The sequence below is a fragment of the uncultured Veillonella sp. genome (genome assembly GCF_963522475.1).
Classification (GTDB): Bacteria; Bacillota; Negativicutes; order Veillonellales; family Veillonellaceae; genus Veillonella.
In genome coordinates, this window is record NZ_CAUQYW010000004.1 from 48,111 (window position 1) to 71,977 (window position 23,867).

Below are 23,867 nucleotides of genomic sequence, written 5' to 3' on the forward strand. Positions count from 1 at the left end.
ACTCCCTTATTGTTCTTTTGAAGTTTCTTGGGCCACAAATTGGCGCCCATATAAGGTTAACACTGCATACATACCGATAAAAAATGGCAAATATTCTGCTATAACACGCCACGCTACAGCTACAAGCCCAACAGTTCCATTAGGTACAAAGGTACTAAACAATACCACAAATAGTCCTTCTGCAATCCCTGTTCCCCCTGGTGTTGGTGCAAAATATAAAATTAAATTTAATAAAATCATTCTATCTAATATATCAATGATAGCGATATCTGATGTAAAAGCATACATTAATGCTGGTGCAATACAATATAAGCATAATAAACTTAAACCAGATTCAATAAATACTATCAAAGACTGAATTGGTTGTTTATATAATAAACCTAAACCTTGATTCAATGTTTCTAACTTAGAGAGCCAATCTCTTGTTTTATGTGCTTTAAACCGTTGTGCTAAATTATATACAAATTGACGCATATATTTAGTCTGTAAAATATATGTACCTAAAAGCGTTGCAATAACGGCTAATACAGCAAAAATTAATAGCATATCTCGTGAAATATACGGAATCTCAATAGCATCTCGTAAGAAGACAAAAGGTAGCATGATAACAAGAAACATAATAGAAAAAACGGTACGTATTAACACGATAGGTGTGCCTCTAGACATAGGAACGCCATAACTCCGTAATACTAATACTTGTGCAACTGCCCCTCCACTTGCACCTGGGGTTAACATAGCCATAAAATAATTACTAAAGATTACGCGAAGTACAGCCTTGATAGATAACTTGTAACCTCCAATTTTTACAAGTCTTTGTAACCGTAGTCCATCAAAATACATACCTGCTGCTAAAGCACCTACAGCTAGCAATAAAGAAATATAATTAAATGATGAAATCGTTTTTAATGCATCTAAATCAATAGTGTAGTAAATGATACCAATTGACACAGCCAATAGTAAGAGAAACATAAAAATGCCTCTCTTCATCATTTTACTCATATCAAGTCTCCATAATTAATTAGCTCAATATTATTTTGTCTAATATACAAATGTGTATGGTTTGAACAAACCGCTTGTAATTCATCCTCCCAATGATAACCCCATTTATATTGATTTCCAAGAATTGTATTATTTAAACCTGGATGAATCATTAATTCATGGACACCAGATTTTTTGGATACGGATTTTAAAATCCCCATTACAGTTTTCTGGTTAATGTGTCCCCCATTTACCATACCCCAAAAATATTGTGTGGAATACATTCCATTATCTCGTACTGTAGGTCTTGCCTTTGCAGCTACAGTTGATAAACCAACCTTGCCGAGTAATCGCACTGGGGAATACATATAATTGACAAATAAAGAGGATTCATCTGGAATACGTATTGCATTAATACCATAGTGTTTCGCTTGCTCAATAACGATTGGTAATACCGTTGGTAATACATGCATATGTTGATGACCATCAATATGCGTTACGTGCAAACCGGACTCCATGATCCGTTCTATTTGAGCGTGAATTTCTTTGCGCAATTCACTATAGTTAATCTTTCCAGTATAAATTCGTTTCATAAAATCGATATATGTTTCTGGAAAGACGCCTTCAGATGTGAGTAACGAAGGTACTTCAGATGGATTACATACCGGTTTTAGTCCACCTACTAAGGCGATATGAATACCAATGCCCAACTTAGGGTTATTTTTTGCCATACTTATAGCTTCTGCAAAAGCTTCGCCTCCCGCTAATAGAGAGGTACTCGTAATGATACCTGTACGATGGCCATCAATGACTGCAGCATTAACCGCACTATGAAGACCAAAATCGTCGGCATTTACTATTAATTTGGACATAGTTTACTTCCTTTTCATCAAAAAAAGGGAGAACTTTGTTCTCCCACAAAGGATATATGTTATTGTACCAAATACAGAACTATAAAATCAATACAAAAGCCCTCTACTTGTATACTAGTAGAGGACTTTCGATATGCTTATAAATTTTTATCATAAATACGTAATTTAACTTACATATATTTTGACTATCACATTAGTTGTTCTTGAGCTTTATACATACATAAGGCTGCTGCTACACTTACATTTAATGATTCTATATCACCATACATAGGAATCATAATACGATGCTTACAGAGGTCCATAACTTCAGGTGTAACACCATTGCCTTCATTTCCCAAAATCAACATACATCGTTTGTCATACGTAATGGTATGATAAGGTCTTGAATTATCTAAAGTTGTTACATAGGTAGTCATATTAGATTCTGCAATAAGATCATTAAGCATAGATAATGTTACATCCTCATAGACTGGTATTTTATGTAATGCACTCATCGTACTACGTACAGTCTTATCATTAAAGGGATCTACTGTACCTTTCATTAACAATATACCCTTCACACCTGCCGCTACAGCTGTACGTATAATCGTACCTAGGTTACCAGGGTCTTGTACGCCATCTAATGTAATATACACGCCATCTTCAATAGAGATAGATTCAATACTATGCTTTGGTTTAGATACTATGGCAATAATACCTTGTCCATGTACGGTATTATCAATTTTATCAAATATAGGATCTTGAGCGATATAAGCAGGTATAGATTGCATCGATTCTAAGGATAATAATTTTTCTATTTGTTTATCTTTACATTTAGATTCACGCATAACAATAGTTTTTATTACGCCATTATATGAAATATCACGGATGGAACGAATTCCTTCTACAATATATTCACCATATTTATTACGATTTTTACGTTGCCCTAGAGAGACTATACGCTTAATAGTCTTATTATCTTTAGATTGGATAAATTCCATATTAGCTCCCACTTTTTTGACGAATCCATAAATTGTAAAAGGCTCCTTTTAACTCAATTAACTCTTGGAAAGAACCTTTCTCTTTTATTTTACCATATTCAATATAAACAATTTTATCAGCTTCTTGAACTGTAGATAACCGGTGAGCTATGCTTATAATCGTTTTACTACCTCGAATAGTTTCAATACTGGCTTGTATTTGTTTTTCTGTATGGCTATCAATATTAGCAGTAGCTTCATCTAATAATAGAATAGGCATATTTCTTATCAATGTACGACCAATTGCCAATAACTGTTTTTGACCATCTGATAATAATGAACCTAAGTACCCTACTGATGTATTATAACCTTCAGGTAATTGGTCAATTATAGTATCTAAATTTACTTGTTTTGCAGCTTTCACCATGTCATCATGAGATATAGAGGTATCAAAAAGCGTAAGATTATCTTTAATAGAACCTTTAAATAGGAAAGCCTGTTGGAATACATAGCCCATTAAGTGACGGAGTACAGAGCTATCATATTTTGCTATATCAATTCCATTAATATAGATAGTACCATTTGTAGGCTTATAAATTCCCATTAATAAAGATAATAGTGTTGACTTACCACTTCCAGATGGCCCTACAATGCCAATAAAGTCTCCAGACGTAATATGTAACGTAAAGTCTTCTAATGCATAGATATCGTTATTGTCATAGGAAAACCAAACATGTTTAAAATCGATTGTTTCTACAGGAATTAATTCCTGTGGAACTTCATCAGCCATATTCCTATCTTTTTCTTCTAATAATGGAACCAACCGTTCTGCACCAGCTAATGCACTTTGCAAGGAATTATATTTATCTGCAATTTCCTTTAATGGTTGAAAGAATCGATCCATATATTGAATGAAAGCGAATACTGTACCTGCATCAGCTACAGAATCAATTAAATTTGTAGTAGTAAATATAACAATTAAAGCAACAAAGAATAATCCATCTACGAGTGGTCTAAAAATAGAAAATGTGGTTACTTCAAAAAGACCCGCCTCTAAAAAACCTTTGTTAACAGTATCATATCTACCTTCTATAGCCTTTTCTCCACCGTAGGATTTTACAATAACAATATAATTTAGTAATTCTTTAATACTCGCATTTGAGGCTGCTACAGAACGTCTTACTTGACGAAATGCTTTTCTAGAAAATTTTTGATACACCCAAATAATACTACCCATGATAGGTACTAAAATTGTCATAATAATAGCTAATGGTATATTAATGGCATACATAAAGGCTAATATACCAATAATCATTAACCCACTACTAGCTAAATTTAATAGTACATCAGTATATAAGGTGCGCAATGACTCTACATCATTAGTAATACGTGTTACCCAATTACCAATAGGTAATTTATAAAATTCATCATGTGGTTTATGTAGAATCTTTTTAAACACAATATGGCGAATATTATAGATAATCTTTTGACCAAAACTTTTTAAAAAGTAATTTTCTATAAAAATAAAACACACGCTACCAATGATAGTGAGACCATATAAAACAGCATAATATTCAATGACATGAATATCATTTGTAGCAAAACCAAGATCGATAACTTGTTTTGTAAGATATGGTCTACATAACAGTAGTACGAGATTTCCAGCCAGAGCAATTGTTGCTAATAATAAGATGCCTAAATAGGGTTTAATATATGCAGTTATATAGGAGAATAGAGCCCAATCATTTTTAACATTATGCTTTTTCATTGTGCGCCTCTCCTTTCTGTGCATCATAGAGTGTTTTATATAAACCGTTTCGATTTAATAACTCTTCATGTATACCTTCTTCAACTATATGACCTTCATCAAAGACAATAATTTTATCCGCTTTTTCTATAACCTCTAATCGTTGTGAAATACATAATATAGTTTGCTCATTTACCGTATGTAATGTGTCTAAAATAGTGTTAACCGTTACTGCATCTAACGCAGAGAAACAATCATCTAATAATAGATATGGTGCATTTTTGTAAAAGCCTCGAGCCATATTAATACGTTGCTTTTGACCACCAGATAAGTCATGCCCTTCTTCTGCAAGGTTATGTAAATCATTATGTAAAAGGGCACCTAAATCTCTATATAAGTCAGCCTTTTTAGCCGCTACCTCTACAGATTCATGCATAGGTAAATCTTTACCAAATTTAATATTATCTTCAATTGTGGTGCTCAACAAGTAAGATTGAGTAGGTACATAAGCGATTGAATTTCGAAGTTTAGATATCGGTATATCTGATATGTCTTGATTTCCAAAATAAATAGCCTTCGCAGGACTCTCTTGTAGTCCAATAAGTAGTTTAAAGAGCGTACTTTTACCAGATCCAGGTTTACCAACAATGCCAATAAAAGAGCCTTTAGGAATTGTTGTACATACTCGAGATAATGCATGACCTTTAGAATTTTCATAATTGAAATCTAAATATCGTATATTAATATCCTCAAGTGGTAATACTTCAGTTGAGTCATCAATTGACTCTATTGGTAGTCGTAAGAAATCGGTAATACGATCTAAAGATGCCAAGCCTTTTTGTACAATCGAAATGAGTCCACCAAAGCCAATTAAAGGTCCTACGATTAGCATAATGAATGAGTTGATAGTTACAAATTCACCTATAGACATTTGACCATCTACAGCTAGGTGACCACATATAAAAATACTGATACTAATACAAATAAAAGGAGCAATTCTCGTTAACGGTGTTAGTATAGAATCTAATAAAGCTACATCCATATTTTTTTTATAGTTCAATTTATTTATTTTTTCAAAAGAGTCAGAAATAATACGTTCTCGATTAAAGGCTCTAATTACATCTATACCTTGGAATAATTCTTGCCCAAATTCTGTCATATCACTATAAGTAGCTTGAGCACTACGCTGTTTAGCACGTAATTTTCTGCCCAACACAAATATTGCAACAATGATGAAGAATACAGGTGTCATGATTTTAAAAGCTAATAGACCATCTATTTTTTGTATTAAAATAATAGAACCTACAATGGAATAAAATATAATGTCTACCACGATCATTACACCTAAACCTAACGCTACACGAAGAGATGTAACATCATTTGTCATCAACGCCATAACTTTACCAGGTCCATTTGCCTCATAGTATGTTGTTTTTATTTGTAATGCTTTTCTACACAAAATTTCACGAAAAAGGTACTCCATACGACGGATGGAACCAAGTAAGGTGCGTCGCGAAATAACTTTTAGAATTGTTATAATAATAAATAATAAAATAAAGTAAATAATATAATTGACTAAGCCCTCTTTATTGTGACTTAGTGTATCGATGGCATTACCAATTAATTGTGGAACAAATAAAAATGCTATATCAATAGCAATTAGCATAGTTAATCCGATGGCATACACCCAGCCTTCTCGGCGGAAAAACTGCATAAATAGCTCTATAGGTTTCATAGGACCTCTCAGTTAAATTTCTATATTACAGGATTATCATTATTTAAATATACTCCTTATAGTATACACATTTTTTTCATATATCTTAATACACCTATACGTATATAATGTAGTTATAAGATATTTTCTTGATTATGAAGCCAATAATATACTATTTATTTCCTTAAAAACACTATATCGAATTTTTTAGTTTACTTATGGTAATGTAAATGTTATACTATGCATAGATACAAAACGTATCCTTACGAACATTAGAATTAAAACTCTTAGGAGGAATACAACATGGAAAAACGTACTGGCGTAGTAACATTTGCAGGTGGCCCTATCACTTTGGTAGGTCCAGAAATTAAAGTGGGTCAACAAGCTCCTAACTTCACAGTTTTAAGCAACGACTTACAAGCTAAAACATTAAAAGATTTTGAAGGTAAGGTTAAGGTTATCTCTGTTGTTCCTTCCCTTGATACAGGCGTTTGCGACGCTCAAACTCGTTGGTTCAACCAAGATGCAACAGCACTTTCTGATGATGTAGTAGTATTAACAATTTCTATGGACTTGCCTTTCGCTCAAAAACGTTGGTGTGGTGCTGCAGGTGTAGATAAAGTGATTACATTATCTGACCACAAAGATGCTTCCTTCGGTGAAAACTATGGTTTCTTGATTGAAGAACTTCGTCTTTTAACTCGTGGCGTAGTAGTAATCAACAAAGAAGATAAAGTAACTTATGTTGAATACGTACCTGAAGTAACACAAGCTGTTAACTTCGATGCTGCATTAGAAGCAATTAAAGCTGATATCTAATTTGTAGATGTCCTCTTGATTATATTATGTTGTAATTAAAAAAAGACCGTACGGTGTACGGTCTTTTTTATGTGATAGAGTATTTAGATTTTTATTGTAGGTGAATAATATATGTGGCTTCGTATTTCTAAACTATTATTAGCTATAAAAAATATAGCGCTTGTAGGTGTAGGCATTGCACTTTGTATTGCTCTTATCAATACATTAATTAGCCTTGGCTATGTTACGTGGGCTAATATTCATGGTTATAGTACATACTCTTTATTAATAGAAGAATTAATTACTTTCTTCCTATACTTTGAATTTATTGCACTCATCGTAAAATACTTTAAAAATAACTTCCACTTTCCTCTTGATTTCTTTTTGTATATTGGGATTACAGCAATTGTAAGACTTCTAATTATTGACCATGAATCTGCATTTGATAATTTAATTTGGTCTCTTGCTATTTTTGTGCTTGTATGCAGTTTAGTATTAGTAGAAAAGTTTATTGGACATAACGAATAATTTTTAAATAATTAAATTTAAATATATTAAAATGATAAATGGCCTCTACTGTAGTAGAGGCCATTTATATTAGTAAAATTAAAAGTATTAGAAAATATTTTTGCTATAGTTAGCATATTTAGTTTCTAATTCTTCCATTTTATCATTCATTTCAATTTGTAGTTGAGATGCTAAGTCATATTCACCAGCATTAAGTGCATCAATTAAACGAGTAAATAAAGATTTACGATCTTCACTATCTTTAGCAAGATAGAAACGTAAGTCGTTAACTTCTGCAAAACGTTTATCATCTACGCTATTGCGGCTATCTGTATGAATAGCAACCATTTTACGTACAGTTTCAAGGTTGTTAGGAATTAAGCGGTTTGCTAAAACAAGTTTCCAACGTTTCAAGATGGAAGCAATGAAGGAATCCATTAAGTCCTTAGCAAACGCATTACCTTGTGCCAAGGTTTCTACTAATTCAGGATGGTTTTGATAACCTTTAATATTTTCCCAAACGGTCGCAGGTGCTATGCCAAACATTTGATTACGTTCTTCTTGAGTGAAATCTTCAAATACATCTTTTTCAGAACGATAAGCACGGTTTGTAGCAAGGTAATCAGCTGGTTCACCAACATCTTTGGAAAGTTCTGCTTCCAATTGAGCTTGTGTTTTACCAGATGTAATAGCATATTTCATACCATCAAATGCAGAGATAAAAATCAATGCCAATGCAGTATATGTATTTGTATAAGGGTTTGGAGAACGCAATTCGTAACGTGTAGCCATAGGATTATCGATATCTCGAATCAAACCACAAAGGATTGTACGGTTACGACTAGGTTCGGAAGGATCAGTACCTAAAGATGTAACGATACATACTGGAGCTTCAAAACCTGGTTTTAAACGATTTAAGGAGTCTGTTGTAGAACTGATAAATGGATTGATTGCTTCATAATGTTTTAATAGCCCCATGATAGCACCAATACCCAAGGAGCTAGCAGATTCTTTACGCATATCTTCTGGGCTAAACAAGTTTACAAGTTTACCAGATTTTAATTTAGCCATAACACCAAAGTGTGTATGTTCACCAGAACCAGCTACGCCAATAATAGGTTTTGCATTGAATGTTACATCAAGACCATTTTCACGGAACACTTCACGAACGATAATACGAGCTTGTAATTCATTATCTGCTGTTTGTAATGGGTTGCCAGAGAATTTCCAGTCGATTTCTAATTGTTCTAATACAACTGCTTCATGACCATCTTCATCAAGTTTAGCTTTAACGCCACCTACTTCTTTATGGCCCATTTCTGCTTCCATACCATATTGATCAAGACGTTCTACTGCTTGTTCTAATGCAGTACGAACTGTACCATGAGTACGTTGCCAGTATTGTTCTTGTAATTTTTGAGATACGGACAATTCTTTTTTAGTAACTGTTCTAGATGGAGTTTTTACCCAGAATTCCAATTCTGTAGCAGATGTAAAGATAATATCTACAACGTCATCAGCTTTCACATGAGGCATACCAGGTAGACCATGTTCTTTAATCAAGGATAATAGTTCTGTGCGAACATAATCACAACTATTTTTTAAGATAGAACGAGAGTCAACATAACGGTAGTTATGCATCAAGAATGCAGGAATACGAAGTGTACCAGTTGGTAAACCTGTTTCTTCATCGATGTTTTCATAGTTATAATCAACGAACCAGTTTACACTTGGGTCACCCCACATATCAACGCGCGCATTGTTCAAAGTGGCGATGTTTGTAAGTACTACAGAGGAACCGTCAGTTTGTACTGCACGACCTTCAAAGAATGCTTCATAATCATCAAAAAATGCAGACATAGGAATTTTTTCGTCTGTATCATTACCTGCTAAATCGATACCTACAAGAGATACGAATTTAATTTCTGGATGTTGTTCTAGTAACGCTAGGACACCTTCTTTACCATATTGGCCTGCAGGGATGTAATACAATAATTCATTAGTAGTAGACATTTGAGTTCCTCCTAAAACTTATAAAAAAGACTCCAACAAATAGACATATGTATTCATATATCTATTGCGGAGTCTTCATTGACTAATTATTTTGTTGAATTCATAGTATCATATGTTAAAAATATGTGTCAATAACTTTCTATAGAATTTCATTAATCTCTTAAAATTTTATATAAAATTATATGTGCATATCAATCTTATATAATACTTAGTACTTATAAAACTATTAACTAAGTAATTCTTTCACGATGTTATTTACTACCTTACCATCAGCACGACCTTTAGTTTTTGGCATTACATGTTTCATAACATTCCCCATATTTACAGCATCGCCACATGCAGCAATCGCTTCTTTTACAACTGTACGAATTTCGTCTTCTGTTAATTGTGCAGGCATATATTTTTGTAAAACTGCCATTTCCTCTTTAACATGTGTTACTAAATCTTCACGGCCTGCTTTTTCAAACTCAGTTAAAGAATCTTGACGAGTTTTCATTTCTTTCGCCAATATACCAAGAATACCATTATCATCAAGCTCCACTTTATCATTAATTTCTGTATTCTTAATAGCACTATTAACCATTCGAATTACAGATAGAGCCGTTTTACCTTCTTCACGCGCTTTCATAGCAGCTTTCATATCTTCTTTTAATTGATCTTTTAAGCTCATAGTTCCTCCTATTTTATATATAAAGAAACCCTAATTCTGGATTTCATGAAGCCATGAAAAGGCAGAATTAGGGTAATCATCTTATGCTCTGAATTTGCGTTTTCTTGCTGCTTCAGATTTTTTCTTTCTTTTTACGCTTGGTTTTTCGTAGTGTTCGCGTTTTCTTACTTCAGACAAAACACCCGCTTTTTGGCAGGAGCGTTTGAATCGACGAAGAGCACTTTCAAGCGTTTCGTTTTTACCGACTTTGATTTCAGACATCTATATCCCTCCCTCCAAAAATAATCTCGGGAAGTGCTGATAATTTACATACGCACATATAATATTATATGTATAGGTATAGATGTTGTCAATATTTTCCGGTATATTTTATAGGAATTTTAATAAGTATTATGAAAAGAATATATTATACTCAATTTTAAGCTTCTGGCCAGCCCATTTCTTCGCCACCTAAAAGATGTGCATGCATATGGAATACCGTTTGACCTGCTTTTGCGCCAGTATTAAAGATCAAACGATAACCATCTTTAGAAATACCTAGTTCTTTTGCTACATCACGTACAAATGGCAATAAACCTTCTACATAGTCTTCATTTTTTTCAGTAAGATGAGCAATGTTAGCTACGTGATTTTTTGGCACAATAAGAACATGTACTTTTTTCACTGGTTCAATATCATAAAATGCATAAAATTTATCGTTTTCTAATACTTTTTTAGATGGAATTTCACCATTAATAATTTTACAGAAAATGCAGTCACTCATACGATAACTCCTTATTCAATAATTAAATAATTATCTTCTAAACCTACAACAGTGCCTCCGATAAGATCACCAATATTATGTACCCCATCAGATTTAACTTTACCATTTACATACTCATTTGTTAAGCCCATATAGTATCCATTCTCTTCTTTTTCGATGAGAATCTCACCAGGCTTACCAATGCGAGATTTTGCGTATGCTTCATAACCAGATTGGCTAAGACCATTCAAAAGTGCTACACGAGTTTTTTTAACGGCTTCTGGTACTTGATCAGTCATAGTAGCTGCAGGTGTACCCTCACGAATAGAGTATGGGAAGGCATGAATATGGGTAAATCCAATTTCGCGTACTGTATTTAATGTTTCTTCAAAGTCTTCATCTGTTTCTTGAGGGAAACCTGCAATAATATCAGTTGTAATTGATAAATCTTTAATACGAGAACGTAAACTTGCAATCAAGTCTTTATATTCTTGTAATGTATAGTGGCGTTTCATCAACTTTAAAACGTGATCAGAACCAGCTTGTAGCGGTAAATGCAAGTGTGGACATACACGTTTATTAGTAGCCATTAATTCTACTAACTCATCAGAAACCTCTACTGATTCAATAGAGCCGAAACGAATACGGTATAAATTAGGTATTTCTAACAAGGCTTTTACTACATCGGCCAATGTAGGGCGACCTGGTAATTCTACACCGTAATTTCCTAAATGTATACCTGTTAATACGATTTCGTGGAATCCATGTTCTACTAAGCGTTTCGCTTCTTGTACAATATCATCCACTTTACGAGATTTCAATTTTCCTCGAGTATAAGGAATGATACAAAAGGCGCAATAGTTATTACAGCCTTCTTGAATTTTCATGAAAGCACGAGCTTTATCAGACTCATTGCCATATAATGGCATTTCTTCAAAGTTAGACTCATTCATGATATCCCGTACAGCATTGATTTGACGTTCTGTAGATTCTAATTGTTCTACTAGCTCAACAATTTTAGAGCGATTATTTGTACCGATAACAAGATTAACACCATCGATAGCAGCAATCGCATCTGGATCAAGTTGAGCATAACAACCAGTTACAATAACATAAGCCTTTTCATTTTGACGCTTTGCCTTACGAATCAATTGACGGGATTTCTTTTCCCCCATATTCGTAACAGAACATGTATTAATAACATATATATCAGCTTTTTCATCGAAGTCTACAGCTTCGTAATTATTTTGTAGAAATAAACCTTTCATGGCATCAGTGTCATACTGATTAACACGGCAGCCCAAGGTTGTAAAAGCAACGGTTTTCATTGCACCTCTCTATTCTTGTTTAATTTAAAGTTCTAATTCATACTGAATCATTGCTAATGATCCAATAGCGGCTGTTTCAGCACGCAAAATAGTATTGCCTAGCGATACTGATTTGCCACCACTATCTATGATAGCATTGATTTCCTTCTCTTGATAGCCCCCCTCTGGACCAATACAGATAAGAATATCAGTTATAGTTTGATTATTTTGTACTGATTGTAGTGCATTCTTAATAGTATGACCATCTTCATTTTCATAGGCTACCAATTTTAATGTATCAGCTTCGATTGCTAATACTTGTGAAAGCGTTTCACCTACTACAAGCGTTGGCAGTTGATTACGACCACACTGTTGAGCTGCTTCTAGCATGATTTTTTCCCAGCGAGTAGCTTTTGTTTGTAATTTCTTGTTATCATATTTAGTAACACAATTGGCGGTAGATACAAGATAAATGGTATCTACATTTAATTCTGTGGCCTTCTGTAATACCCACTCTAGTTTTTCACCTTTTAATAAAGATTGAACAAGAATAGTACGATATGATGATACGTTTGAATCTAAATATTCAATAAGTTTAGCTTGAGCTTTACCATCTACTTCTTCTGTAATTTGATATGTACCACATCGATTATCACTGCCTGTTACAGTAATGGGTTTCTCCATATTATGACGAAATACATGTAACACATGATGCGTCACATCTTTCGGTAATTCTATTCTTTCATCTAATGGTGTAGGAATAAAAATCTTTTTCATCGCTTTTCTAGCGCAAATGTATGCCAAGGCCCTGCAATGCGCTCCTCAATAATATGCCAATTTGCCTCAATATATGGCATAATCTCATCATACCGATCATCTATAATGCCACTTATAATTAAAATCCCCTTATCCTCTAGTTTTTTACCAATTTGAGGTAGTAGTATTTTAAGTGGATCCACTGTTAAGTTAGCTAAAATTAATTGGGCAGTACCATTAAAAACACTATCCAAATTACCACAAATAATCTCTGCAGATACATGATTATTATCACAGTTAATATGAGCTTGATTGGCAGCATATTCCTCAATATCAATCCCAACCAAATGCTTGATCCCTAAATGTGCTGCTACCAATAAGAGAATACCCGTTCCTGTACCAATATCTAAACAAGTAACTTGATTAAGATCCATGGATTCACTATAAGATTTCAATAGTTCGGCACATGTACGCGTTGTATCATGAGAGCCAGTACCAAAGGAAATATCGGAATCAATTTCTATAATCGTTTTATTGTCGACGTTATCATATTCTTGCCAAGCAGGTTTAATAATCAAATTAGGTAAAATTTCTGTAGGTTCAATATATTGCTGCCAAGAATTAAGCCATGTAGATTCATCTAATATATTTGTATCAACGGATGTGACACTAATATTTGCTTCTGTAAGACGATTTTCTAAGTCTAACTTAATTGTATTAGAGTCCAATGATGGATCTGCATACATAGTAAATTTAATTAAATTTGGATGATTTTCTACATCTTCTTCTATAATTCCATTGTCTGCATAATCGTCAAAAAGAGTAGTCACCTCATCGGTGGCTACTCTTTCACAGACAATGGATACTTCTATCCACTGCATATATGCTCCTTTATAGGGAATGTGACGGAACAAACCATTCCTTCACATGAGCTGTTCATTTAGTCAAAACGTCCTTAATTTTTTCAAAAAGACTTTTGCTCACTTGTAAGTTATTTACATCTTCGTTACTTTCATTTGCAAAGCGTAATAACAATTCACGTTGAGTATCTGTCAACTTCTTAGGCGTTTGGACAGTTACCACAATATGTTGGTCCCCTCGTTGTTTAGGGTTACGCAAATATGGAATACCTTTGCCCTTTACGCGGAATGCCGTTCCCGTTTGAGTACCTTCCGGAATCTTTAACTCTACTTTACCATCTAAGGTGTTAACTTGTATAGTCGCACCTAATGCAGCTTGAGCAAAGCTAATATTTACACGGCTAATAACGTCATTACCATTTCGTTCAAATTCCTTATGAGGACGAACAAAAATATATACATAAAGATCGCCTTTAGGGCCACCTAAAATACCTGGTTCACCTTCATTAGCAACGCGTAAGCGAGAACCACTATCTACACCTGCTGGAATTTTAATAGAAATCTTGCGTTTTGCAAGCATTTCACCTGTACCACGGCATTTAGAACAAGGTTTTTCAATACTTTTACCAGTACCATGACAGCGAGAACAAGTGCGAACGGACTGCATACGTCCAAATGGAGTATTTTGAATAACCGCTTCTTGACCAGAACCATGACAATTTGGACAAGTATCGACACGAGATCCTGGTTCACCACCAGTACCATGACAATGATCACATTCTTCATGACGATGCACTTCTATTTCCATAGATTTACCAAAGGCCGCATCTTCAAAGGAAATATCGATATCTTCGCGCAAGTCATTACCTTTTTGAGGGCCTTGTTGTTGGCGTCCACCGCCAAACATTCCACCGAAAATATCGCCAAAGATATCACCAAAGCCCCCAGCTTGACCACCGAAACCGCCAAAGCCACCTTGGAAGCCACCGGCGCCAGCGCCGCCTCCTTGTTTGAAAGCGTCGTGGCCGAATTGGTCATATTGAGCTTTTTTAGTTTCATCAGACAATACTTCGTAAGCTTCGTTAGCTTCTTTAAACTTTGCTTCCGCTTCCTTTGGATTATCTTTATTTACATCTGGATGGTATTGGCGTGCCTTTTTACGGAAGGCCTTTTTGATTTCATCTTGAGAGGCATTTTTACTGACCCCTAAGATGTCATAATAATCACGTGCCATTAGTTACCAACCCTTCTTATTTCTTATCGTCATCCACTACTGTGTAATCAGCATCAACTACATTGTCGTCAGCTTTTGTTTGTTGTTGACCTTGTTCTGCACCACCAGCTGCTTGTTGAGCTTGTTGTGCTGCTGCATACATTTGTTCAGCTAATTTATGTAATGGTTGTTCCAAAGCTTCACTGTCTTTTTTGATATCTTCGATGTTACCTGCTTCGATAGATTTTTTCAATTTATCTTTTGCTTCTTCAACTTCTTTCAACAAAGCTGTGTCGCCTTTACCATCAAGTTCTTTCAATGCTTTTTCAGCTTGGTATACCAAGGAATCTGCATTATTTTTAACATCTAATTCTTCTTTTCTAGCTTTATCTTCTGCTGCATGTGCTTCAGCTTCTTTAACCATGCGATCGATTTCGTCTTCTTTTAATCCACTAGAAGAAGTGATTGTAATTTTTTGTTCTTTTTGAGTACCCAAGTCTTTTGCTTTTACATGTACGATACCGTTAGCATCGATGTCGAATGTTACTTCGATTTGAGGGACCCCACGAGGAGCTGCTGGAATACCATCCAAGTTAAAGCGACCCAATGTTTTATTATCTGCTGCGAACTCACGTTCACCTTGTAATACATGAATATCTACAGATGGTTGGTTATCTGCTGCAGTGGAGAATACTTGAGATTTAGATGTAGGAATTGTAGTGTTACGATCAATGATACGAGTAAATACACCGCCCATTGTTTCGATACCAAGAGACAATGGAGTTACGTCAAGTAACAATACATCTTTAACTTCACCTACTAATACACCACCTTGAATAGCAGCACCGATAGCTACACATTCATCTGGGTTAACGTTTTTAGTTGGTTCTTTACCCAATACTTTTTTAATAGCTTCTTGTACAGCTGGGATACGGCTAGAACCACCAACTAACAATACTTTATCGATATCGGATGCAGATAAACCAGCATCGTTCATAGCTTTACGAGTAGGTTCAATTGTAGCTTGTACCAAATCAGCAGTTAACTCTTCGAATTTAGCACGAGTCAATGTTACATCCAAGTGTTTAGGACCAGTAGCATCAGCTGTAATGAATGGCAAGTTAATATTTGTGCTAGCCACGCCAGACAATTCAATTTTTGCTTTTTCAGCAGCTTCTTTTAAACGTTGATCAGCTAATTTATCATTGGATAAATCGATACCTGTTTCTTTTTTGAACTCTTCGATAAGATAGTTCATGATACGTTGGTCGAAGTCATCACCACCAAGATGGTTATTACCAGATGTTGCTAATACTTCGAATACGCCATCGCCAAGTTCAAGAATGGATACGTCGAATGTACCACCACCAAGGTCAAATACAAGAACTTTACCATCTTCATCTTTATCTACGCCATATGCAAGAGCAGCTGCTGTAGGTTCGTTGATGATACGAAGTACTTCAAGGCCTGCAATAGAACCAGCGTCTTTAGTAGCTTGACGTTGAGCATCTGTAAAGTATGCAGGAACTGTGATAACTGCTTGTTTAACAGGTTCACCCAAATATGCTTCTGCATCAGCTTTGATTTTTTGAAGAATCATGGCAGAAATTTCTTGAGGAGTATAAGACTTACCTTCTACAGTTACTTTGTAGTCTGTACCCATGTGACGTTTAATAGAAATGATTGTGTTCTCAGGGTTAGATACAGCTTGACGTTTAGCCAATTGACCAACTAAACGTTCGCCATTTTTTGCAAAACCAACAACGGAAGGAGTTGTACGAGCGCCTTCTTGGTTAGTGATAACCGTAGGTTCGCCGCCTTCCATAACCGCAACACAAGAGTTTGTAGTACCTAAATCAATACCAATTACCTTTGCCATAATATATGCCTCCTAAAACCTTTATAATCTATTCAACAACTTTTACCATTGCTGGACGAATACAACGACCATCAACAGTATAGCCAGTTTGCAATACTTCACATACCGTATCAGATTCATATTCATCTGACGGCACTCGCATAATCGCTTGATGGAAATTTGGATCAAATGGTTTGCCCACCGCATCGATAACGGCTAAACCGTGTTTAGATAACATAGCCATCAAGTTTTGATGAATCATGATAAATCCATCAAGGAATACCTTTGCATCACCTTCTACTGGACTTTGAACAGCTCGTTCAAAGTTATCTAATACAGGAAGTAAATCTGTAAGTACATCCCCTTTAACATATCCTGCAAGTTGCTCTTTTTCTTGATTAGTACGACGTTTGAAGTTATCGAAATCCGCTTGTAAACGCTTATAGCGATTATCAAAGTCTGCTTTGAGCTCCTCTAATACTTGAGCTGCATCTGCCACAACTTCTTCAGCTTCCTCAACAGTTGGTTCCTCTACATTCGTAGCTTCCACTGTTTCGTCCACTGTTTCTTGTTTAATGTCTTGTTCTTCAGCCATTATATGCCCTTTCTATTTTTGTTCTTTTACCATAGATTCCATCATATGTTTCATATGAGACAACATACCAATAATACGACCATACTCCATTCGTGTTGGACCAAGAATAGCAAGAGTACCGATAGGCTGATCTTGATTTGTAAAATCAGCTTGTACCACACTCATTGATTGAAGTGCTTCGGTATCATTTTCATTGCCAATCTTTACCTTTACAGGTGTAGGTGAATCATCTTTTAATAGTTGTCCCAATTGATTTTGTTCTTCCACTAATGAAAGCAAGGGTTGTACCTTTTCAACAGACTTAAACTCTGGTTGATTTAACAACTCTGTGGTACCTACAGAATAGAACAACTTACGTTTATTAATTGCTCGTAATAATGTTTCTGAAAGGATCATCAGAATCCCTTGGGGACCTTCCATATGAATCAAAAGTGTTCCTAATGCTTCAGCCGTTACATGACCAATACTTATATTCTGTAAAGCATTGCTAAATTGTATAGCTAAACTTTGTAATATATCAGGCGAAACACCTTCACTAAAGTACATTAATTCATTATCAAGAGCACCAGTTTCAGTAATGACAACCATGACAGCTTGATGTGAATCGAGCGGCAATACATGAATGTATTTAATTAATGCTCTATCATGGGCTGGAGCTAAGAATAAACTCATGCTATGGCTAACTTGTGATAATAATTTAGCCATGTTTAAGAAAAGTTCACTCGTCGATCCATTGGAATGTTTCCATAACATTTCAATTTTTTCAGCATCCTGTAATGGAACAGGTTGTCGACACAACATAGAGTCAACATATAAGCGATAGCCTTTAGCTGAAGGAATACGTCCCGCCGATGTATGAGGTTGCTCCAAATAGCCTAACTCCTCTAAATCGGACATTTCATTTCTTACTGTTGCTGGACTAATACCAAGATTATAATTCTTTGCAATCGTCCTAGAACCTACCGGTTCAGCAGATTTAACGTAGTCCTCAATTATGGCTCGCAAGATGCGCTGTTTTCTTTCATCCATAATGACACCTCTTGTTAGCACTCATAAACTTTGAGTGCTAATCGCATGTATAATATTATCACATTTGAAAAAATTGTCAAGCGAAAAAATCCTTAAAAAGCCAAATAATATCTATTTAGTCAAAAAGACAATTGAATATTTTTAATTAATTAGTCAAAAAATCAAAGTGTAATAATAAAAAAACACTTATACTATCTACATTTATGTCATATCATAAAATCTAAATGTAGAATATGATAGTCTAATAAAATTTTTATTATTAAACCCATAAAACAGTATAAGTGTTTATATATGTAATAATTTTATTGTTACTAAAATCCAGAAAAAACAAATGACTCTCTAGATAAACACACAGATTAAGAATCTATAAAACAATTAGCACTTAAAAAATAGCAACTTATAGTTCTACACCTTCTAATGGATTACCTAGTCGTTCTAATAGTTTTCCCATACGCTCACGGGGCTCTCCATGTTCCGCATACCAATCTACTAAGATATCTACAGCTTTTTTGGATTGCTCAACAGTAAGCTTTCTGGCCAAAATTTTACCAGCCTCTGGTCTCATGCCCGTATTACCTCCAACAGCCAGCATAAAACCTTGGGATGTACCAATAAAGGCAATATCTTTTACCATTGCATCTGGACAATTTCGACCACAGCCACTAATGCCGATTTTACACTTGTGAGATGTTTTGCGGCCGTAATGTTTTCTCTCTACATAATCAGCCAATTCTTTAGTTTCCATTTGGCCATTTTTACAATAACCTTTACCTACACAGGCGATTAAGGAATTAACACCTCTATGAATAACAGTAGTTACCCCTTCAGGCAGTTCAGAGATAAGCTGTTCTTTATCATCTTTTTCTATACCTGTAATTTGAATACCTGTTACAACATGACGGAAGGATCCACCATATTTTTCAGCCAGTTCTATGCATGCTTTCATTTGATCTAATGTAAATTCATTATGTAAACCGTGTAATATTACAGATGTCTTCATCGTTCCTCCTCAAATCTAGCATGCTTATTCATCATCATCCTATTTATACTAACATATTAGATTTTGAGAAACTGTGAGAAATTACTCAGCAATAAATTGACTAAAAACATAATTCCCATGCTTGGCACCTTCAAAGGTTAAATGATAACTACCATTTTGATACTCCAATAGACCTTTAGCAACTAAATCTTTTATGGCAGTACCAAATAAATCATGAACAGATATACCAAATCTATTTTCAAACTGTAACTCATTAAGTCCCCATTTAGTACGAAGTGCTAAGAAACAAAAGTCTTCTTGAGACCGCTCTACAGTAATCGTCTCTGTATCGATAGTGGGCATAATATATCGATCAACGGACTGTATATAAGGCATTACATTGCGGTTGTTACTACGACGAACTCCATCATAGAAGGAATGCGCACCTGCACCAAAGCCTAAATAGTCTACATAGTGCCAATATTTTAAATTATGACGACTATAAGAATTATCCTTAGCGAAATTGGAGATTTCATATCGTTCAAAACCTAGTTCTTTTAAACCTTCCATCATCGTGTCATACATGGATTCATCAATGCTTTCACTAGGAATAGAAATGAGGTTCTTTTTAACTAAATGATATAAATATGTGCCTTCCTCAACTTGCAAACCATACGTAGAAATATGATTAATTGGTAAGTCTTTCAAGATATTTAAATTATGTTGAATATCGTCTAAAGTTTGTCGTGGCAAACCATAAATCAAATCAATATTAATATCTGTAAAACCTGCCTCTTTAGCATCATATACAGCTTGTTTAGCCTTTTCTCCATTATGACTACGATGTAGCATGGTAAGCGCCTTATCATCAAAGGTTTGAACACCAAAACTAATGCGATTAAAGCCCAGTATAACTAATTTAGTTAAGTAATCTAGATCAACTTCACCAGGATTGGACTCGATTGTCATATGACAGTTTTCACTGATGGTAAATGTACTTTTTATTTTATCAATAATCATCTGTAGCTGTTGAAACGATAATTCTGTAGGTGTACCGCCACCAAAGTAAATTGTATCAATCGATTTAGATGTGGATTCTGGATGTTCCGAGGCCCAGAGATCCATTTCTTGTACTAATGCATATACATAGGTTTCGTAATAATCTTGTAAATTTTGATAGGCAGGAAAATCACAGTACATACATTTCTGTTTACAAAAAGGGATATGGACATACAAGCCCATATCCCCAAGTGTAGACAGATTCAAAGCATTAAAATCTGTTTTCATTATATTAGTCCTCAACCTTGAGAATAGCCATGAATGCTTCTTGTGGAATCTCTACAGAGCCCACTGATTTCATGCGTTTCTTACCGGCTTTTTGTTTTTCTAAGAGTTTACGTTTACGAGAGATATCGCCACCATAACATTTTGCTAAAACGTCTTTACGCCAAGCCTTTACGGTTTCACGAGCCACAATTTTCGTGCCCACCGCTGCTTGAATTGGAATTTCAAACATTTGACGAGGAATCAATTCTTTTAATTTTTCAGCTAACGCACGACCACGTGCAGCAGCACGGTCCTTATGTACGATAATAGACAATGCATCCACAGGATCACCATTTAATAGAATATCCATCTTAACCATTGGAGATTGTTTATACCCAATTAACTCATAGTCAAGAGATGCATAACCCTTGGTAGCAGATTTCAATTTATCAAAGTAGTCGTAAATAATTTCACTCAAAGGCAAGTGATACACAACCGATACACGTGTTTCATCCAAATATTCCATGGATTGATATTCACCACGTTTATCTTGGGATAACTCCATAATAGTACCAACAAAGTCTTTAGGCACAATTGTAGTAGCTTTAACATATGGTTCTTCAATGTAATCGATTTCAGTAGGTGGTGGTAATTTAGCAGGGTTATCCACTTCAAACATTTCCCCATTCGTCTTATAAACCTTGTAGTTTACAGATGGAGCTGTTGTAATAAGGGATAAGTTATATTCACGCTCTAATCGTTCTTGAATTACATCCATATGTAACAGACCAAGGAAGCCACAACGGAAACCAAAACCCAATGCTAAAGATGTTTCAGCTTCATATTCTAAAGCAGCATCATTAAGCTGTAACTTTTCTAATGCATCACGAAGATTTTCATAGTCTTTAGAATCTGTTGGATACAAGCCACAATATACCATGGATACGGCTTTGCGATAGCCTGGTAATGGTTCTGGTGCAGGATTATCAGCTAATGTTACCGTATCACCTACGTGACAGTCTGCTACATTCTTAATACTTGCCGCAATACATCCTACAGAACCACATGGTAATTCCTGAACAGGCACAAGATTTGGTGTAAAGATACCGAGCTCTGTTACATCAAAATCCTTTTTGTCGTGCATCATACGAATCGTATCTTTAGCCTTTATAGACCCTTCTTTTACACGAACGTACGCAATAGCACCTTTATAGGCATCAAAACGACTATCAAAGATTAGTGCTCGTGTAGGTTCATGAGATTTATCTGGTGGAGATGGAACTTTATTTACGATGGCTTCCAAAATATCAGGAATACCAATACCAGATTTAGCAGAACATAATACTGCTTCTGATGCGTCTAAACCAATGATATCTTCAATTTCATGTTTAACCCGATCAGGATCGGCAGAAGGCAAATCTATTTTATTGATGACGGGAATAATTTCAAGATCATGTTCTAAAGCGAGATATACATTCGCCAACGTTTGAGCCTCTACACCTTGTGCAGCATCTACTACCAGTAATGCACCTTCACAAGCTGCAAGAGAACGAGATACTTCATAGCTGAAATCCACATGGCCAGGAGTATCGATAAGGTTTAAAGTATACTCTTCTCCATCTTGTGCTTTATACAAAATTCGAACAGATTGCGCCTTAATAGTAATACCGCGTTCTCGTTCCAAATCCATGGAGTCTAGAACTTGCGCTTCCATTTCTCGTTTTTGTAATGTGCCAGTATATTCAATTAATCTGTCGGCAATGGTAGATTTACCATGGTCAATATGAGCTATAATACAGAAGTTTCTAATCTTTTTCGTTGACATACTATGTAAACAAGTTCAAGGAACTTGTATTCTCCTTTCTAACATACGCGATCGATAACAGCACCTCCTAATAGTTGAGTGCCATTATAAAAGGCTACGGACTGACCTGGTGTAATAGCCCGTTGTGGTTCTTCGAAGATAACTTCCATCGTATCATCATCTAAGATACGTGCAGTACAAGGTGAAGGATTTGCTGCATAGCGAATTTTACCTTCTGCTTTTAATTCTTTATGAATTGTATCATCCAGGAAATTATAGAACTTACAAATCATACGATTCGTAAAAAGTCGATCATTAGGACCTACAATGACTTCATTGCGTTCACCATTAAAACCAATTACATATAATGGATGCTTATATGCAATCCCAAGCCCCTTACGTTGACCTATAGTGTAGTTAAATAAACCATTATGCTTACCTAATACCTCACCATCTTCAGTAACGATATTACCAGACTTTGGTTTATCTTTCATTTCTTCTACTACAAGCTTTTGATAGTTCCCATGAGGCAAGAAGCAAATATCTACACTATCTGGTTTTTTAGCTACTGGCAAATCATATTCAGCAGCTAATTTACGTGTTTCAGTCTTACATTGGCCACCTAGTGGGAACATGAGGTGACTCAAAATGCGTTGGTTCATATTGTACATAACATAACTTTGGTCTTTGGTAGGATCAACGCCTTTATGTAATTCATATAAACCTGTTTCTTCATTATAATTAACCTGTGCATAATGGCCAGTAACCATATGTGTTGCACCAAGTTCAAGGGCTCGATTGAGCATCAAATCAAATTTGATATTTTTATTACAGAATACACAAGGATTTGGTGTACGACCATAGGCATATTCTTTTACAAAATAATCTACTACATTATCGTAGAATACATCACGAGCATCAATAACATGATGCTCAATACCAAGAAAATCACACATCTTCTTAGCATCTGTTACAGCAAGAGGCACTGAATCATAAGGTGTACCACTCACCCACAACCATAGGGTAATACCAAATACTTTATAGCCTTGTTTTAGTAGCATTGCAGCAGTTAAAGAACTATCTACGCCGCCACTCATAGCTACAGCGATAACTTTTTCCATACTTTCTCCTTTTAATGATCTCTTGATCATAAAACTAATCAGGGTGAAAGCCTGACGTGTAAAACACTAGTTCGGTGTA

At 35.2% G+C, this 23,867-nt stretch carries 21 protein-coding genes and 1 pseudogene; 2 read left to right on the forward strand and 20 right to left on the reverse strand.

Features of this window, described 5'->3' with window-relative positions; translation table 11 throughout:
- Nucleotides 1-6 precede the first annotated feature (6 nt).
- The 5 genes from RWP19_RS03485 to RWP19_RS03505 all read right to left on the reverse strand — a co-directional run bounded on the left by RWP19_RS03485 (nucleotide 7) and on the right by RWP19_RS03505 (nucleotide 6,291).
- The gene (locus tag RWP19_RS03485; RefSeq protein ID WP_314356484.1) at nucleotides 7-999 is read right to left on the reverse strand and encodes a lysylphosphatidylglycerol synthase transmembrane domain-containing protein; all 993 of its coding nucleotides are present in this window, start codon (nucleotides 997-999) and stop codon (nucleotides 7-9) included.
- On the reverse strand, nucleotides 996-1,850 hold the full coding sequence (locus tag RWP19_RS03490) for a ChbG/HpnK family deacetylase (RefSeq protein ID WP_314356485.1): 855 nt from the start codon (nucleotides 1,848-1,850) through the stop codon (nucleotides 996-998). Before RWP19_RS03490 ends, RWP19_RS03485 begins: the two co-directional genes overlap by 4 nt.
- A gap of 188 nt (nucleotides 1,851-2,038) precedes the next feature.
- On the reverse strand, nucleotides 2,039-2,830 hold the full coding sequence (locus RWP19_RS03495) for an RNA methyltransferase (protein ID WP_314356486.1): 792 nt from the start codon (nucleotides 2,828-2,830) through the stop codon (nucleotides 2,039-2,041).
- Between the two features lies 1 nt (nucleotide 2,831).
- Nucleotides 2,832-4,577: an ABC transporter ATP-binding protein gene (locus RWP19_RS03500; RefSeq protein ID WP_314356487.1), complete on the reverse strand. Its 1,746-nt coding sequence runs from the start codon at nucleotides 4,575-4,577 to the stop codon at nucleotides 2,832-2,834.
- On the reverse strand, nucleotides 4,564-6,291 hold the full coding sequence (locus RWP19_RS03505) for an ABC transporter ATP-binding protein (protein WP_314356489.1): 1,728 nt from the start codon (nucleotides 6,289-6,291) through the stop codon (nucleotides 4,564-4,566). Before RWP19_RS03505 ends, RWP19_RS03500 begins: the two co-directional genes overlap by 14 nt.
- A gap of 282 nt (nucleotides 6,292-6,573) precedes the next feature.
- Here RWP19_RS03505 and tpx point away from each other — a divergent pair, with 282 nt between their 5' ends.
- Both tpx and RWP19_RS03515 read left to right on the forward strand, forming a co-directional pair.
- Nucleotides 6,574-7,089: a thiol peroxidase gene (gene tpx / locus RWP19_RS03510; protein WP_295990333.1), complete on the forward strand. Its 516-nt coding sequence runs from the start codon at nucleotides 6,574-6,576 to the stop codon at nucleotides 7,087-7,089.
- 111 nt (nucleotides 7,090-7,200) lie between these two features.
- On the forward strand, nucleotides 7,201-7,596 hold the full coding sequence (locus RWP19_RS03515) for a phosphate-starvation-inducible protein PsiE (RefSeq protein ID WP_295208672.1): 396 nt from the start codon (nucleotides 7,201-7,203) through the stop codon (nucleotides 7,594-7,596).
- An 87-nt stretch (nucleotides 7,597-7,683) separates the two neighbouring features.
- Here RWP19_RS03515 and RWP19_RS03520 read toward each other — a convergent pair whose 3' ends face one another.
- The 15 genes and pseudogenes from RWP19_RS03520 to mnmA form a co-directional block, all read right to left on the reverse strand.
- Nucleotides 7,684-9,588, reverse strand: a complete 1,905-nt coding sequence (locus tag RWP19_RS03520) for a glutamine synthetase (protein ID WP_314356491.1) — start codon at nucleotides 9,586-9,588, stop codon at nucleotides 7,684-7,686.
- A gap of 226 nt (nucleotides 9,589-9,814) precedes the next feature.
- On the reverse strand, nucleotides 9,815-10,258 hold the full coding sequence (locus RWP19_RS03525) for a GatB/YqeY domain-containing protein (RefSeq protein WP_295208677.1): 444 nt from the start codon (nucleotides 10,256-10,258) through the stop codon (nucleotides 9,815-9,817).
- 81 nt (nucleotides 10,259-10,339) lie between these two features.
- On the reverse strand, nucleotides 10,340-10,519 hold the full coding sequence (gene rpsU, locus RWP19_RS03530) for a 30S ribosomal protein S21 (protein ID WP_004695751.1): 180 nt from the start codon (nucleotides 10,517-10,519) through the stop codon (nucleotides 10,340-10,342).
- A gap of 157 nt (nucleotides 10,520-10,676) precedes the next feature.
- Nucleotides 10,677-11,021, reverse strand: a complete 345-nt coding sequence (locus RWP19_RS03535) for a histidine triad nucleotide-binding protein (protein WP_195185744.1) — start codon at nucleotides 11,019-11,021, stop codon at nucleotides 10,677-10,679.
- A gap of 11 nt (nucleotides 11,022-11,032) precedes the next feature.
- On the reverse strand, nucleotides 11,033-12,328 hold the full coding sequence (mtaB, locus tag RWP19_RS03540; RefSeq protein WP_314356493.1) for a tRNA (N(6)-L-threonylcarbamoyladenosine(37)-C(2))-methylthiotransferase MtaB: 1,296 nt from the start codon (nucleotides 12,326-12,328) through the stop codon (nucleotides 11,033-11,035).
- A 24-nt stretch (nucleotides 12,329-12,352) separates the two neighbouring features.
- Nucleotides 12,353-13,084 (reverse strand): RsmE family RNA methyltransferase, encoded by a 732-nt coding sequence (locus tag RWP19_RS03545; RefSeq protein WP_314356495.1) that lies wholly within the window; start codon nucleotides 13,082-13,084, stop codon nucleotides 12,353-12,355.
- Nucleotides 13,081-13,944: a 50S ribosomal protein L11 methyltransferase gene (locus RWP19_RS03550; RefSeq protein ID WP_314356497.1), complete on the reverse strand. Its 864-nt coding sequence runs from the start codon at nucleotides 13,942-13,944 to the stop codon at nucleotides 13,081-13,083. The genes RWP19_RS03545 and RWP19_RS03550 overlap by 4 nt, the downstream gene beginning before the upstream one ends.
- 55 nt (nucleotides 13,945-13,999) lie before the next feature.
- Entirely contained in the window at nucleotides 14,000-15,157 is a 1,158-nt protein-coding gene (dnaJ, locus tag RWP19_RS03555) for a molecular chaperone DnaJ (protein WP_105085588.1), read from the reverse strand.
- A gap of 16 nt (nucleotides 15,158-15,173) precedes the next feature.
- Nucleotides 15,174-17,015 (reverse strand): molecular chaperone DnaK, encoded by a 1,842-nt coding sequence (gene dnaK / locus RWP19_RS03560; RefSeq protein ID WP_314356499.1) that lies wholly within the window; start codon nucleotides 17,013-17,015, stop codon nucleotides 15,174-15,176.
- A gap of 28 nt (nucleotides 17,016-17,043) precedes the next feature.
- Nucleotides 17,044-17,589 carry a nucleotide exchange factor GrpE gene (gene grpE, locus RWP19_RS03565; protein WP_119208672.1) on the reverse strand — a complete coding sequence of 182 codons (546 nt, stop codon included), beginning with the start codon at nucleotides 17,587-17,589 and terminating at the stop codon, nucleotides 17,044-17,046.
- A pseudogene (gene hrcA, locus RWP19_RS03570) lies at nucleotides 17,589-18,618 on the reverse strand (heat-inducible transcriptional repressor HrcA). Before hrcA ends, grpE begins: the two are co-directional and overlap by 1 nt.
- 397 nt (nucleotides 18,619-19,015) lie before the next feature.
- Nucleotides 19,016-19,618: a nitrite/sulfite reductase gene (locus RWP19_RS03575; RefSeq protein WP_105094347.1), complete on the reverse strand. Its 603-nt coding sequence runs from the start codon at nucleotides 19,616-19,618 to the stop codon at nucleotides 19,016-19,018.
- An 81-nt stretch (nucleotides 19,619-19,699) separates the two neighbouring features.
- Nucleotides 19,700-20,884 carry a radical SAM family heme chaperone HemW gene (hemW, locus tag RWP19_RS03580; RefSeq protein WP_314356501.1) on the reverse strand — a complete coding sequence of 395 codons (1,185 nt, stop codon included), beginning with the start codon at nucleotides 20,882-20,884 and terminating at the stop codon, nucleotides 19,700-19,702.
- A gap of 4 nt (nucleotides 20,885-20,888) precedes the next feature.
- Nucleotides 20,889-22,688 carry a translation elongation factor 4 gene (gene lepA, locus RWP19_RS03585; RefSeq protein ID WP_314356502.1) on the reverse strand — a complete coding sequence of 600 codons (1,800 nt, stop codon included), beginning with the start codon at nucleotides 22,686-22,688 and terminating at the stop codon, nucleotides 20,889-20,891.
- A 38-nt stretch (nucleotides 22,689-22,726) separates the two neighbouring features.
- Nucleotides 22,727-23,788: a tRNA 2-thiouridine(34) synthase MnmA gene (gene mnmA, locus RWP19_RS03590; protein WP_119206401.1), complete on the reverse strand. Its 1,062-nt coding sequence runs from the start codon at nucleotides 23,786-23,788 to the stop codon at nucleotides 22,727-22,729.
- Between the last annotated feature and the right edge of the window lie 79 nt (nucleotides 23,789-23,867).

Coding starts and splice junctions, on each gene's coding strand:
- RWP19_RS03485 (WP_314356484.1), bottom strand. CDS start 999: ATGAGTAAAATGATGAAGAGAGGCATTTTTATGTTTCTCTTACTATTG.
- RWP19_RS03490 (WP_314356485.1), bottom strand. CDS start 1,850: ATGTCCAAATTAATAGTAAATGCCGACGATTTTGGTCTTCATAGTGCG.
- RWP19_RS03495 (WP_314356486.1), bottom strand. CDS start 2,830: ATGGAATTTATCCAATCTAAAGATAATAAGACTATTAAGCGTATAGTC.
- RWP19_RS03500 (WP_314356487.1), bottom strand. CDS start 4,577: ATGAAAAAGCATAATGTTAAAAATGATTGGGCTCTATTCTCCTATATA.
- RWP19_RS03505 (WP_314356489.1), bottom strand. CDS start 6,291: ATGAAACCTATAGAGCTATTTATGCAGTTTTTCCGCCGAGAAGGCTGG.
- tpx (WP_295990333.1), top strand. CDS start 6,574: ATGGAAAAACGTACTGGCGTAGTAACATTTGCAGGTGGCCCTATCACT.
- RWP19_RS03515 (WP_295208672.1), top strand. CDS start 7,201: ATGTGGCTTCGTATTTCTAAACTATTATTAGCTATAAAAAATATAGCG.
- RWP19_RS03520 (WP_314356491.1), bottom strand. CDS start 9,588: ATGTCTACTACTAATGAATTATTGTATTACATCCCTGCAGGCCAATAT.
- RWP19_RS03525 (WP_295208677.1), bottom strand. CDS start 10,258: ATGAGCTTAAAAGATCAATTAAAAGAAGATATGAAAGCTGCTATGAAA.
- rpsU (WP_004695751.1), bottom strand. CDS start 10,519: ATGTCTGAAATCAAAGTCGGTAAAAACGAAACGCTTGAAAGTGCTCTT.
- RWP19_RS03535 (WP_195185744.1), bottom strand. CDS start 11,021: ATGAGTGACTGCATTTTCTGTAAAATTATTAATGGTGAAATTCCATCT.
- mtaB (WP_314356493.1), bottom strand. CDS start 12,328: ATGAAAACCGTTGCTTTTACAACCTTGGGCTGCCGTGTTAATCAGTAT.
- RWP19_RS03545 (WP_314356495.1), bottom strand. CDS start 13,084: ATGAAAAAGATTTTTATTCCTACACCATTAGATGAAAGAATAGAATTA.
- RWP19_RS03550 (WP_314356497.1), bottom strand. CDS start 13,944: ATGCAGTGGATAGAAGTATCCATTGTCTGTGAAAGAGTAGCCACCGAT.
- dnaJ (WP_105085588.1), bottom strand. CDS start 15,157: ATGGCACGTGATTATTATGACATCTTAGGGGTCAGTAAAAATGCCTCT.
- dnaK (WP_314356499.1), bottom strand. CDS start 17,015: ATGGCAAAGGTAATTGGTATTGATTTAGGTACTACAAACTCTTGTGTT.
- grpE (WP_119208672.1), bottom strand. CDS start 17,589: ATGGCTGAAGAACAAGACATTAAACAAGAAACAGTGGACGAAACAGTG.
- RWP19_RS03575 (WP_105094347.1), bottom strand. CDS start 19,618: ATGAAGACATCTGTAATATTACACGGTTTACATAATGAATTTACATTA.
- hemW (WP_314356501.1), bottom strand. CDS start 20,884: ATGAAAACAGATTTTAATGCTTTGAATCTGTCTACACTTGGGGATATG.
- lepA (WP_314356502.1), bottom strand. CDS start 22,688: ATGTCAACGAAAAAGATTAGAAACTTCTGTATTATAGCTCATATTGAC.
- mnmA (WP_119206401.1), bottom strand. CDS start 23,788: ATGGAAAAAGTTATCGCTGTAGCTATGAGTGGCGGCGTAGATAGTTCT.